Origin of the sequence: Paraburkholderia atlantica (assembly GCF_000092885.1) — a bacterium.
In the GTDB taxonomy this organism is placed as follows: Bacteria; Pseudomonadota; Gammaproteobacteria; order Burkholderiales; family Burkholderiaceae; genus Paraburkholderia; species Paraburkholderia atlantica.
This window is the reverse complement of the sequence record NC_014119.1, coordinates 72011-84790: the sequence shown is the minus strand read 5'-3', so window position 1 is coordinate 84790 and position 12780 is coordinate 72011. Positions and strand designations below refer to the sequence as shown.

General features: G+C 62.6%; 14 protein-coding genes. 2 read left to right on the top strand and 12 right to left on the bottom strand.

The annotated features are described in order from the left end of the window. Positions 1 to 2: 2 nt before the first annotated feature. Genes BC1002_RS27970 through BC1002_RS27960 form a run of 3 tightly spaced genes read right to left on the bottom strand, consistent with a single transcriptional unit; the run spans position 3 to position 1421 of the window. Positions 3 to 407, bottom strand: a complete 405-nt coding sequence (locus tag BC1002_RS27970; protein ID WP_238538054.1) for a hypothetical protein — start codon at positions 405 to 407, stop codon at positions 3 to 5. Then, on the bottom strand, positions 385 to 870 hold the full coding sequence (locus BC1002_RS27965; protein ID WP_013093349.1) for a hypothetical protein: 486 nt from the start codon (positions 868 to 870) through the stop codon (positions 385 to 387). The genes BC1002_RS27970 and BC1002_RS27965 overlap by 23 nt, the downstream gene beginning before the upstream one ends. Positions 871 to 884: 14 nt before the next feature. After that, positions 885 to 1421 (bottom strand): tautomerase family protein, encoded by a 537-nt coding sequence (locus BC1002_RS27960; protein WP_013093348.1) that lies wholly within the window; start codon positions 1419 to 1421, stop codon positions 885 to 887. Positions 1422 to 1527: 106 nt separating this feature from the next. Between BC1002_RS27960 and BC1002_RS27955 the strand changes: the two genes are divergently transcribed. Further along, entirely contained in the window at positions 1528 to 2601 is a 1074-nt protein-coding gene (locus BC1002_RS27955; protein ID WP_013093347.1) for a GlxA family transcriptional regulator, read from the top strand. Positions 2602 to 2764: 163 nt separating this feature from the next. Then, positions 2765 to 3079 (top strand): DUF4148 domain-containing protein, encoded by a 315-nt coding sequence (locus tag BC1002_RS27950; RefSeq protein WP_013093346.1) that lies wholly within the window; start codon positions 2765 to 2767, stop codon positions 3077 to 3079. A gap of 262 nt (positions 3080 to 3341) precedes the next feature. Here the strand turns inward: BC1002_RS27950 and scpA are convergent, their stop codons facing one another. From scpA to BC1002_RS27905, 9 genes are all read right to left on the bottom strand, one after another. Then, on the bottom strand, positions 3342 to 5438 hold the full coding sequence (gene scpA / locus BC1002_RS27945; protein ID WP_013093345.1) for a methylmalonyl-CoA mutase: 2097 nt from the start codon (positions 5436 to 5438) through the stop codon (positions 3342 to 3344). Then, positions 5435 to 6256 (bottom strand): Pnap_2097 family protein, encoded by an 822-nt coding sequence (locus BC1002_RS27940; RefSeq protein ID WP_013093344.1) that lies wholly within the window; start codon positions 6254 to 6256, stop codon positions 5435 to 5437. The genes scpA and BC1002_RS27940 overlap by 4 nt, the downstream gene beginning before the upstream one ends. Further along, on the bottom strand, positions 6253 to 7554 hold the full coding sequence (locus BC1002_RS27935; protein WP_013093343.1) for an MSMEG_0569 family flavin-dependent oxidoreductase: 1302 nt from the start codon (positions 7552 to 7554) through the stop codon (positions 6253 to 6255). Before BC1002_RS27935 ends, BC1002_RS27940 begins: the two co-directional genes overlap by 4 nt. A gap of 70 nt (positions 7555 to 7624) precedes the next feature. After that, positions 7625 to 7909: an MSMEG_0570 family nitrogen starvation response protein gene (locus BC1002_RS27930; protein ID WP_013093342.1), complete on the bottom strand. Its 285-nt coding sequence runs from the start codon at positions 7907 to 7909 to the stop codon at positions 7625 to 7627. 23 nt (positions 7910 to 7932) lie between these two features. Further along, a complete protein-coding gene (locus tag BC1002_RS27925; RefSeq protein ID WP_013093341.1) occupies positions 7933 to 9102 on the bottom strand; it encodes an MSMEG_0565 family glycosyltransferase in 1170 nt (389 codons plus the stop codon). Continuing rightward, complete coding sequence (locus BC1002_RS27920) at positions 9099 to 10085, bottom strand: sll0787 family AIR synthase-like protein (protein ID WP_013093340.1); 987 nt, start codon at positions 10083 to 10085, stop codon at positions 9099 to 9101. The genes BC1002_RS27925 and BC1002_RS27920 overlap by 4 nt, the downstream gene beginning before the upstream one ends. Beyond that, positions 10082 to 10645 carry an MSMEG_0567/Sll0786 family nitrogen starvation N-acetyltransferase gene (locus BC1002_RS27915; RefSeq protein ID WP_013093339.1) on the bottom strand — a complete coding sequence of 188 codons (564 nt, stop codon included), beginning with the start codon at positions 10643 to 10645 and terminating at the stop codon, positions 10082 to 10084. Before BC1002_RS27915 ends, BC1002_RS27920 begins: the two co-directional genes overlap by 4 nt. A 2-nt stretch (positions 10646 to 10647) precedes the next feature. Continuing rightward, positions 10648 to 11778, bottom strand: a complete 1131-nt coding sequence (locus tag BC1002_RS27910) for an MSMEG_0568 family radical SAM protein (RefSeq protein ID WP_013093338.1) — start codon at positions 11776 to 11778, stop codon at positions 10648 to 10650. Then, a complete protein-coding gene (locus BC1002_RS27905; protein WP_013093337.1) occupies positions 11750 to 12769 on the bottom strand; it encodes a Nit6803 family nitrilase in 1020 nt (339 codons plus the stop codon). The genes BC1002_RS27910 and BC1002_RS27905 overlap by 29 nt, the downstream gene beginning before the upstream one ends. Positions 12770 to 12780 lie beyond the last annotated feature (11 nt).

Sequence of the window (12780 nt, the reverse complement as noted above, 5' to 3'; positions counted from 1 at the left end):
TTCTATTGAGGGGAAGTCGGATTCAAAAGCTTACCCAACGGCTTCAGTGGGCCGATTGGGAGCAGCGAGAATGTCATCAAGTGCGCTTTCCCCAATGGAAGTGCCTCGAGCATCTCATGCGCTTGACTTACGTCGGTAACGTTCAGAATGAAGGCCACCCCGGCCCGATCTTGCAGTGAATACCACTGATCAACCTTGCCATCGAGGTAGAGTTGCACCGTCTCGCGGACTTCGCTCGGAAGAATGTGTTGGACAAGCTGCATGTCCGTGCCCGGTGGAAAGGTACCAATCGCCAATATCTTCGTGGTTGGCGTGGTTGGCATCGGAAGGGTGTGCGCCATGGAGACTCCAGCAAAAGCGACCAGCACAGAGGCTGTTGTCAAATTAAGAAGAAGCCGTTTCATCATGCGGCCTCGAACATCCGCTGCGAGTGCAGTCTTCAGATACGGTATTCAAAGCCGCTGCTTCCGGTCCTGTCAGATAGCGATCGCGGAAGCGCTCGTCGACCCGCTCCCACATCAGTTTCGAAAACAGCAGCATCGCATTGAGCGGACGATGATTGATGATCACGGACTCCGTCTCGCCCTGTTCGTTCATGTGTGCGACGACCACCGTCTCGATCGGCACGCCCTGGATCTGCGAGCGATAGGACTCGATATACAAACCATTACCCATCGCGGCCTTATAGCTGTGATGCTGGAATTCGTAGAGCGAAACCGCGTGTTTGATCACGGAGAGAATATCGGCTCGTCCTTCGATCGGACGCTTGAGGACGGTGGCCTCAAGGGTCGCGCTTTCAGCGAGGTTCGTCAGCCAGAGCGGCGGACCGCCAGCGGGTTCCATCACGGGGGCTGTGTCGTTGAATTTCATGCTGGGCGCTCCAGTTATGGTTTGCTCGCGATGCCCGCGCTGGCGGCATCGAGCGCCGCTTCGAGCGTGATGCGCGCCTTTTCGAGGCGGCGTCGTGCAAGCCGTCTAACGCCTGCGCCGCGCTCGGACTCGCCCGCCAGCAGCGCATGAATATCGGGCAGCATCCAGATCGCGCCGCGCGTCCCCCAGGCGCCATCCGGTATCTCGGTCGGAAAGACCCAGACGCGCGGCGCGACGTCATCGAACGGCCGGTTCTCCGCGCGCGCCACCGCTTCCGTGACCTCTCTGACGAGCGAGCGACGCGATTCGTCGGTGTATTGCCCCTCGGGTGCAGACGGGATGATGCGATAGCGGACCGTGCCCGTCCGTTCGCCGCCGACATAGATCGCAGCAGGCCGATGAAGATGGAACACCGTGGCACGCTGGGCGATCTGACTGGCAGGATCGTACCCTTCCGCCTCGATGAGGATGTCGCTCAGTTCCTTGACGAGACGGGCTTCGGCCTCAGGCGTCAAGGCGTCGTCGGGCCATAGTGCGTCGATCATCGGCATGGCGCTGCTCCTGCGTTCAGTTAATTGGATGTGGCCATGATCGGGGTTTACTCGCGCTGCCAAAAGTGGCAGCATCGCCATTATTCGAGGAATTTCAGACACGCTTATGGCTATCGTCCGCATCTGGGTCTATGACGGAATCCTCGCGTCCGGCGTCGCGGGCCCTGTCGACGTCTTCAGCGCGGCCAACCAGTTTTATGCGCGCAAGGCTGCAACGGGCACGACGTCCGCACCCATGTTCGTATGGCGCGTGGAATCGCTCGACGGGCGTCCCGTTACGGCTGCATCGGGTCAGACCATTCAGGTCGACGGAAAGATCGACCCCCGCAAACGCGCGGACGCCGTTCTGCTGACAGCACCGTTTTTCTCGAACATCGACGAGTTCATCGGGCGCCGCGAACAGTTGAACGAGCTGTCTTCCGCGCTGCGGCGCCAACGCAAGGCAGGCGCCGTGCTGGCGGCTTATTGCACAGCCAATTACCTGCTCGCCGAGGCCGGCCTGCTGGATGGCCGCGCCGCGACGACGCACTGGGCGAGAGCTGCAGACTTCGGGCGCCGCTATCCGCGTGTCGAAGTCCGCGCACACGAACTGCTGATTGCGCAAGACGGCATCATTTCGGGCGGGTCCGTGACGTCGTATCTGAATCTCGCGGTGCGGCTCGTCGAAACATTCGCCAGCGAGGAACTCGCTACGATGACCGCGAAGGCGCTGTTGATCGACATGAACCGGACGTCGCAGGCTTCCTTTGCAACGCTTCTCGACGAACATGGGCATACCGATACGCTCGTCGCGCGCGCTCAGCAGCAGATGGAAGCTACGTTGCAGCAGGGATTCCGGTTGAGCGATCTGGCAGCATCGCTTGCTGTCAGCGAACGCACGCTCAATCGCCGTTTCAAGGAAGCCGTCGGGCTAGCACCGTTAGCGTATCTGCAAAATCTGCGCATCGAGGTCGCGAAACGCTTGCTGGAAACGCGGCCGATCGGCCTCGAGGCGGTGAGTCAACGTGTCGGTTATGGCGATATCAGCACATTTCGACAATTGTTCAGGCGCAAGACCGGATTGTCCCCGAGTGAATATCGAAGCCGGTCTTCGCGTGGCGTGAAGAATATCGAAGCCGAGCCAGGCCGCAAAGGCGAGACAAACCCGACGTTTCGATTTAGCTGGCACGACGACGTTTGAACATATTGGGGACAAGTGATTCGCGACAAGATGCCAGCATTCTGCTGCCAGTTGGAACAATGCCTTCGAATACTAGAGGTTAACCCCGGGGCGGAAGGCTCCTAGACTTTCGCTGTCGGTGCAGACGCGTTGTCGCACCGCTAACAAAAGTCGGTGGAGAATCATGAAGTCCCTCATCCAGGCAGTTGCAGTTGCCGTTGCAGTCGTAGTGCCAGTTGCCTCGTTCGCCCAGTCGAATGGGCCGATTACCCGCGCCCAGGTGCGCGCGGAACTTGTTCAGCTTCAGAAGGCGGGTTATCGCGGTGGTGACGGCGATCAAGCGCACTATCCAGACGCGGTCCAAGCCGCGGAAGCGAAGGTCGCCGCGCAGCAAGTTGCAACAAACGGTGGTTACGGCGGTGCCGCAAATGGTTCGTCGAACGCAGGTCGCCCGGCGGTGTCGAAGGCCGACTGGGACGCGATGTACAGCCACCCGTAACTTGACGGTGTTGAGCGCCTGAGCGCAATTTTGGATTTCGCAGGGACCCTCCGCGCCCTTTGTCGTCGCTCCATCGAGGACCGGCATACCAGTGACATTGCGACGGCCTGGGTTCCTCGTCGGAGCGGGGTCTAACGGTTGTTATCCCGCGATCAATTCTCCAGCATGCTTGCAGTGGCGACGTGCTTGTACGTTTCGCATGTCTCATGTGCCTCGACCATGAAGGCCGAACGGAGCCCCTCTGGTTGAACCCATTTACGACTTAGCTCATGAATGCGTTCGGACGCTCGACAAGACCCCGGCAAGACAGGCCGGCCAATTTCGCTACGATATGCGCTACGCTGGTACCTGTCGGAAAACACTCAGCCACACCGAGTCTTTTCAGCACTGCCTGACTGCTGTCGTCGATGTTGCCACCCACGACGATGGGGATCGTCGCGTTTCGCGCCTGCAAGTCGGCTATCAGAAGCGATGCCAGTTCAACATGCGCACCTGCCAGCGACGAAACGCCGATCACATCTACATCATGCTTCAACGCCTTTATGCCTGTTTCGGCGGCCGACGCGAACATCTGGCCCGTCACGACGTCGAAGCCGGCATCCGCCAACGCGGCCGCGACGACGCTCACACCGCGATCATGTCCGTCCTGCCCCAGCTTGGCAATTAGTACGCGCGGTGCGCGCCCCAGCTGCGACGCGGCGCTCTTCACGGTCTTTAGAGCAGCGCTCCATCCTGGATCTGCCGAAAGCCTCTCGCCAAATTGCCCTGCCGCTGCCTGAATCTGTATCGGGTGACGCGGCCATACCGCTTCGAGTGCTTGCGTGCATTCGCCGACAGTCGCTCGTGCACGCATGCATTCGATTGTCAGTTCGAGCAGATTGCCCGCGCCATCGCGAGCGGCTCGTTCGAGTGCGCCGAGTGCCGCGCGCACGCGCGCGGAATCGCGTGCGGCTTTAACTTCCGCAACCCGCCGAGCCTGATGCCTGCGAATCTGCTGCACGTCCACTTGAGAGATCGCAATGGGCGCGTCGTCATCATCTCGCTCAAAGCAGTTGACGCCTAAAATCGCGCGCTCCCTACTTTCAATTTCCGCTTGCACGCCAAGCGCCGAGTGACGGATGCGCTCGCGAATCCAGCCGGAATGTATCGCCTCCATCACGCCACCACGCGCTTCGATCTCATCGAGTTGTAGTCGCACGCGGTTCGCGATGTCCGCCGTCAACGACTCCATCATGTACGAACCCGCCCACGGATCGACGACATCGCACACGCCTGTTTCATGCTGAAGCACCAATTGCGTGTCGCGCGCGAGACGCGATGATGATGCACCCGGCAGCGCCAGTGCTTCGTCGAAAGCATTGGTGTGCAGCGACTGCGTGCCACCGAAGACCGCCGCGAGCGCTTCGATAGCCGTGCGCACGACATTGTTCATCGGCTTATGCGCGGTCAGCGACCAGCCCGAGGTCTGACAGTGCATCCGCAGCGCACACGCCCTGTTGGAGCGTGCGCCGCTTTCCCGTGCGAGTGTCGACCACACGAGACGTGCCGCTCTCAGTTTCGCAATCTCGACGTAAAAATCGGTCCCCACGCCGAAGAAGAAGCTCATGCGTTCGCAGACGTGATCGGCCTCCATGCCTTGCCGGATCAGCGCATCGACATAGGCGCGCGCATTGGCCATCGTCAGCGCGAGTTCGAGGACGGCGTCCGCCCCTGCTTCCTGAAAGTGATAGCCGGACACCGACAACGCATTAAAGCGAGGGACCGCCGTCGCGAGATAAGCGACGACATCGGTCACGATCCGCAACGAAGGTTCAGGCGCGAAGATGCAGGTGTTGCGTACGATGAACTCCTTGAGGATGTCGTTCTGTATCGTGCCCGTCAGTTGCGACGGGCGCACGCCGCTCTCCTCGGCCACGACGATGAAAGCGGCGAGCACCGGCAGCACTGCACCGTTCATCGTCATCGAAACGGATATCCTGTCGAGGGCGATGCCTTCGAAGAGGCGCGCCATATCCTCGACGGTGTCGATGGCCACGCCCGTCATGCCGACATCGGCACTCACGCGCGGGTCGTCGGAATCGTAACCGCGTTGTGTCGGCAGATCGAATGCGACAGACAGCCCTTGCGCGCCTTCCGTCAGAGCCGTGCGAAACGCGCGGTTCGAGTCGGCGGCTTGCGCATATCCTCCGTACTGACGTATCGTCCACGGCCTTTCGGTGTACATCGACGCAAACGGCCCGCGGACGAAGGGGGCCTCGCCAGGCATGCTGTCCAGGTGAGCGAGCCCTTCGAGATCGGCACGTGTATAGACGGGCTTGAGCGACACCGGGCGGCTGCGCGTCGTACGGTTCGCGTTCATCGGCGCCTCCAGTGCTTTTCCGTAATCACGTCCGCGATCTTTTCACCGTCGCTATTGCGCGTGACTTCCGTCCAGTGCCTGATGCCCTGCTCGTTCTCGCTCTCGCCTATGATGCGAATTCTCACCGCATCGCCGAGATCGACGTTGCCGTAGTAGAACAACGAGCGGCTCGCGACGACGGGTGGCTCGTCGAACCGACGCCTCTGCCATTCGGCGCGATCGACAAAAGCCTGGAAGCTCGCGAAATACAGAAAGGCCGCGCCGTTGAAGTCACCGTACGGACACGGGAGAAACTCGATGGCTTCGCTGTCCGCGGCCGTGAGAGTTTGCGTCAACGCGCCATCGCCAGCACGGATGCGTTTGCCAATCTGTAGCATCTGCGCGGCATCCGCGGGCATCGGGCTCACTTCGCCGGGCAGCGCCGCGAGCGCCGCGCGCGCGACCGACCGATTGTTGCGTGCCTCGCCGCGCGTCACGAAGGTCGACGACATCGACACCTGCGCAAGCCGCGCATCGCCCCGACCGACGCAATGCGTGCTGAAATGGCGCACGGCCCCCGTTCTGCACAGGGCGCTGCAAATCTCGAACTCGTCGTTTTCCTCGACCGCGTCGAAGCCATACGCCTGCAAGCGTATGGCGGTGAAGGCCGCATACGAACGGCCGCCATGATCGTCGTGAAAGTCGGGATGCTCGCGGCCCGCGTGGGCCGCCAGCGCCTGCCAATGCAGATGCCCGCACTCCTTGAGCAACCAGTTCTCCGACAGCCCGGTGAAACCGAGTTGCGGCATACCTGCGCGATAGCGATGAATCAGCTTCATGCAGCGAGACTTGCCGATGCGGTACGCGATACATCGATGGCCGCGCGGATCGCATCGACGACATGCGCAGCATCGCGCGCAATGCCGGAGAAGCGGCCCGACCCCCAGGTATGCAGCCATGGCAAGCCGATGAAATACAACCCGGCTTGCGGCGTCACGCCGCGTACGTGCGCAGGGTAGCCTCGTCCGTTGAACACGGGGGCGTCGATCCAACTGAAGTCCGGCGTGAACCCGATGCACCAGATAATCGACGTGATCCCGCTCGCCGCCAGATCGAGCGACGTGCGTTCGCCTTCGGGCTTCCACACGGGTTCATACGGCACGCCCGGCGGCGCGTCGATGCCCTCTCTGTCGATGAAGGCATCGATGCTCGCATTGATGCGGTTGTACGTGTCGTCGGCGCTTTCCAGATTGCTGGTCAGGTTCGGCGCGAAATGAAGACGGCCGTCGCGCAGATCGTCGAGCCGCCCGTACAGTTCCATTCCTTCGAGCGCAAAACGTCGCAAGTCGATATCGCGGCCACCATCGCGGCCCGTGACATAGTGATTCGTGTTGTCCCGCACGCCTTCGCGCAACGGATGCTGATCGACGGGCATCTCGTAGTAGCCCATGTCGGCGAGCCAATCCACCACATCCCGGCCGCGATAGAAGCGCGCGCAACGCGGCGCCTCGCCGACCGCCAGATACACCTTGCGACCCGCGATCTGCAGGTCCTCCGCGATCTGCGCGCCGGATTGCCCCGATCCCACGACCAGCACCGCGCCTTCGGGCAAGCTCTGCGGACTGCGGTAGTGCGACGACTGCAACTGCACGATGCCGTGCGGCAAGCGTTCCGCCATCCGCGGCACGATCGGCGTGTGATAGCCACCCGATGCGACGACCACATGATCGGCCGTGAATTCGCCGTTCGACGTCGACACCACATAGCTGCCGTCATGCTGGCGCCTGACACGCCTGACCTCCGTATGATCGACCACGGGCGCATCGACCATTTCGATGAAACCATCCAGATACGCGATGATCTCGTCCTTCTTCATGAAGCCGTGCGGATCGTCGCCGCGATACGGATAGCCCGGCAGCGCGCATTGCCAGTTCGGCGTGACGAGACAGAACGAGTCCCAGCGCTGCGAGCGCCACGTATGGGTGACCGTGTGTTTCTCGATGACGAGATGATCGATGCCCGCTTCTTTCAGATAGAAACTGATCGACAGACCAGCCTGACCGCCGCCGACGACGATAACCGTATAGTGCGGAGCCTGGTTCGATCCGGTTTGCGTCATCACATTCGAGTTCGACATGATTCGTTCCTGCTGTTCATTGGATGGGCCGGCGCGCCGTCCTGCTCGTGACGTGCGCTGCATCCGGGTTTCACAAAAGTTCGACGATACTCACCTTGGCCTGCGCATCCGATGCGAAGCGCTCCGCCTGCGCCTCGATGCGCGCAAGCTGGTCCATCGCAGCCGAGCACGCGAAACCGTACTTCTCGCGTACACGTTCCGAGCCGATATGGAGCGCTTCGCGCGCCCGTTCGACGAAGTCGTCGAGCGCATAGCGCTGCCCGGCAACGAAGTATTCGCCGACAACCGTTGAGGGCGAATAGCAGTTGGCCTCGGTGCCGTCCGGCCACTGGACCCTGAAATGCATGACAGGCATCGCGTTTCCTTTGAAAGAGAGATTCAGGCGGCGGCCGGCTGTGCATAACGCCGGTACAAGCCGATATGGCAGCGGGCGCTCTCGCGCCAACTGAAGCGATCCAGCAGGTCGGGTACCGCGTACTCGAAGTCGATGCCACCGCGCCGGTCCAGCGCGTATTGCAGCGCTTGCGCGATGCTGCCCGCGTCGTCAGGTTGCGCCCAGCAGCAGACGCGATCGTTCAGATACTCCGTAAACGGCTCGATCCTCGAGACGACGACGGGCGTCCCCACGGCCAGCGCTTCCAGCACGACAAGCCCGAAACCCTCGCACAGCGACACCATCGAAACGACATCGGCACGTCGCATCAATGCGGGAATCTCGTCGTCATGCAGCGCACCCGTGACGACGATCGGCTCGCCTCGTCCAATCGCGAGATTCAATTCTGTGGCCCGCGCCACGAATCGCCGAGTGTAAGCGTCGTGATCGAGCAGACTTGCGCCGCCTGCGATAACCAGTTGCCCACCGGAGTGGGTGCGCCGGAACAAAGCAAACGCGTCGAGAAGTTGCAGTGTGTTCTTGCGCGCCTCGATACCGCCCACCGCCAGCACGACCGGCGCACCATCGATACCGAACTTCGCAAGCGCTCTCGTATCGTTCCCCGCGTACTCGGCCCGGAAACGCTCGACATCGACGCCGTTGCTGACAGTCGATGCCGCGGTGCCGTAATCCTTCAACATTCTGCGCGTCCATGTGTCGCTGACGCAGAAGACCGCGTCGGCATCCGCATACGCGCGCCGCTGCCATTCGATCAAACGAGGGTCGCTGAACGCATCGAGATGATGGACGGTACGCACGAAGCCGCGTATCGCTCCTTCCTGACGAAGCTCGGCGAGCGCATTGCCGCCGATCCCGTCTTGCGCGTGAAGGACGTCGTAGTCCGATGGGGCATCGTCGCGCAATGCGGCTTTGAGCGCGTCGATGCGCATCTGCACCATCGATACCGTATCGTTGCCGTGCGCATCGACCGGAGCGAGCACGATCCGGCACGGCGAAGCACGAAACATCCGCGCGCCATTAACCGAAGGCGCGAAGATCGTCACTTCGTGCCCCGCGTCTTGCAGCGCGCGCCCGAGTTCGAGCGTGTGCACGACGCCGCCACGCGGATTCACCGAGTGCGTGAAGAGCGCAATGCGCAATGGCGTGGTGCTCATACTGACACCTGCGCTGGCGCACCGATAAATGGACCATCGGCGAAACTCCATAGCAGCGCGGCATCCGTTTCTTGCGTGACGACGACTTCGCGCGATGCGTCCACGCGCCCTATCATTGCGCAAGCCAGATCGCGCTGCCGGAAGCGCGCAAGCACTGCTTCGAGATGTTCTTCGCGCACCGACAGCAGGAAGCCGAAGCTCGGAAACGCGTTGAGCCAACGTTCGAAATCGACGCCCGTTGGCCGCGGAATCGCGTCGAGATCGATACGCGCACCAACACCCGAGCATTCGAGCAGCATCAACGACGTTCCGAGCACACCCGCCATGCTGATGTCTTTCGCCGCATCGCAAAGACCGCTTTCCGCGAGCAGCGGCAACAGTTCCAGATCGTCGCGCAAGCGTTGCGCCGGTGCGCCCACCGATGCGTTCCAGAACGGATAGGGATCTTCAAAACGGCCTCGCAGATCGACGGCCATGATCAGACAGTCGCCGGGCCGCGAGTTGAAACTCGACAACAGTCTGCGTGCGCGGCCGACAATCGACACCGCCAGTTGCGGCTGAGCGCTGCGCGCATTGCTATGCCCGCCGACCACAGGGACGCCATACGCTCTCGATGCCGCCGCCATACCCGCGAGAATCTCTTCGGCGGCGCCGAGCCCGTCGCTCCACAGCGCATCGACGACCGCGAGCGGCCGGCCGCCCATCGCATAGACGTCGCTAAGGTTGACCATCACGCTGCTATAGCCCGCGAACCAGGGCATCGACGCGACGAAATCTGACACAAGCCCTTCGATCGCAAAGAGCAGATAGCCGTCGCCATCAGCGATCGCCGCGCAGTCGTCGCCCACTGCGACGGCCTGGGCGAGATCGCGCGCGCCATGCGGCAAATGCGCCGCCAGCGATGCAACCACGCCCGCTATATCGGTCTTGTGGCGAAAGCCGCGGCTTTCACGCAGGCGTTCGACGAGATCGCGCAGGCTCATGATCGCCCCCGCGACGACGTGACGAAACCGCTCTCCGGCGTATGGCACGGCGGGTAATGCGCGAGGTCCGCCTCCATCAGGTGATGCGGCCGGCCGAACAGCATTTCCTCCGCGACCGTCTGCCAGTGCAGCCGCCGGAACAACGGTACGTTCTGGCTCTGCACATGCGCGAGAAAGGTCTCGCATCCAAGCGCATGCGCGCTGCTGACGGCCAGCCTGATCAGCGTCGAGCCGAGCTTGCCGTGCGAACGGAACGCGGCGTGCACCGCGAGGCGCGAGCCGAGCCACGTGCGCGGCTGCGTCTCGTGAATCCGCACCGTCCCCACCACCTGTTCGGGCACGCCGGCAACGCAGCTGAGCGCGACGAGCAGCTTCGCGTGACGGTCGATGTCGTCGCGGTCGTCGCCGACGAAGATGCCCTGTTCGACACAGAACACCGCGCGCCGCAGTGCATACGCCTGGTTGCTTTCCCATGGCAGCGTGGCCCATTTCACGCGGTATTCGGCGGGCGTGAACGCGAGCGGCAACGCGTCGGATTCGTCAAAGGTTTCGCAGTACATGGCTAGGCCTCGTACGATGCCAGCGACGAGCACGCGCCGCATTTTCCGCAACCGGCCTTGATGTCGGCGGAGCGCATCTTCGCATCGCGCAGCATCGCGCCGAGCGGCGCGAGTATCGACTTCATGAACTCGGGCGTGGGCGCGGGGTGATCTTCGAGCGGCGTGCCGCTGATCGGCACGAACGGCACGACGAACGGATACACGCCGATGTCGATCAGCTCGCGCGAGATCGACAGGATCGCCTCGGCCGTATCGCCGAGACCCGCGAGTATGTACGTGCTGACCTGTCCCTTGCCGAACACCGCGACGGCCGCCCGGAACGCTTCCATGTAACGCGAAATGGGCACGCTCGCCTTGCCCGGCATCACGCGGGCGCGCACTTCGGGGCTCACCACTTCGAGATGCATACCCAGCGTATCGATGCCGCTCGCCCTCATTCGCTCGAACCAGACGTCGTCGTCGGGCGGCTCGCATTGCGCCTGGATGGGCAGATCGACGGCCGCCTTGATCGCGAACGCGCTCTCGCACAAAATCCGCGCGCCGCGATCGGGCGTGGGTGGCGTGCCCGTCGTGAGCACCATGTGCCTGACGCCATCGAGCAGGACTGCGGCGCGCGCGACCTCGGCCAGCTGCTCCGGGGTCTTGCGCGCGATCGTGCGACCCGCCGCGAGCGACTGGCCGATCGCGCAGAACTTACATGTCTTCTTGCGGCTTTCGTAGCGGATGCAGGTTTGCAGCACCGTCGTGGCGAGCACATCCGTTCCGTGCAGCGTCGCGATGTGCGAATACTGCACGCCGTCGAGCGTTTGCAGCCGCGCGAAGCGTGGCGCTTTAGGGAAAGTGATGTTCGCGATCGGAATCGTGCCGCGCATCAGCGCGCTTTCGCCCGCTTCGTCGGGCACGCCCGCGACGAACGGCGAATTCCACGCGGAGCTCGTGTGCACCGGCACCATGATCGTCACGCCATCGACCGTCACTGCCTTGTGGTCGGAAGGTCCCGCGCCACCGCGCCGGCTGGCGGCGCCCGCGTTCGGATCGACGAGCCGCAGGCCCGTCGACTGCAACTCCGTGCGCAATTCCATCATCTCGCGCGCACTTGCGCTCTCAGACGACAGATTCATGCTGGCATTCATCCTGACCTCCACTCGTGGTTTCGAAGCCAATGTCCGCACTCGCGGCCGCAAACGCCGCTGACATCGGCGCGACCGGCGTCGCGGGGCGATCGTTGATCGCTAGACTGAGCAATTCAGGGCGCGCATAGTGGCCGACCGAATCCATCATGCGTTTGCGCTTGGTGATCAGCGCCATGTCGAGATCGGCGACGACCATCCCTTCGCCTTCGCGCAACGGCTCGGCAAGGTGCTGACCTTCGGGCGAAACGATTGCCGTCATGCAACCGCCGCGCAGCGCCTTTTGCAGCTTCGGATCGGTTGTCACCGACTCGATTTGCGCTTCACTGAGCCAGCCCGTCGAATTGACGACGAAGCAGCCCGATTCGAGCGCGTGATGGCGGATCGTGACCTCGATCTGCTCGGCGAAAATCGGACCAACGAGAGAGCCGGGAAACTGGCTGCAATGGATCTCTTCGTGCTGCGTCATCAGCGCATAGCGCGCCAGCGGGTTGTAGTGCTCCCAGCACGCGAGCGCGCCGACCCGCGCGATGCCCGTGTGCGCAACCTTGAGGCCCGCGGCGTCGCCTTGTCCCCAGATCATCCGTTCATGAAACGTCGGCGTGATCTTGCGGCGCTTGAGCACGAGGCGGCCGTCGATGTCGAACACGAGTTGCGTGTTGTACAGGCTGCCGTGATCGCGCTCGTTGACGCCGAGCACGACGACCATCGCATGGCGCCGCGCCCGTTCCGACACAGCCTGAGTGACTGGCCCCGGCACGGCGACAGCCTGCTCATAGAGACGCATGTGATCGGCGCCCGACGCCACCGGTGGACGTACGAAAGAGAAGTACGGGTAGTACGGCACGAACGTCTCGGGAAAGACGATCAGCCGTACGCCCTGTTGCGCGGCTTCGTCGATGGCGGCGCACACTTTCTCGAGCGTGCCGCCGGGACGCTCGAACTCCGGCGCAATCTGCACCGCCGCTGCACGGATGATTCGTTGCTCGGACATGATCGGCACCC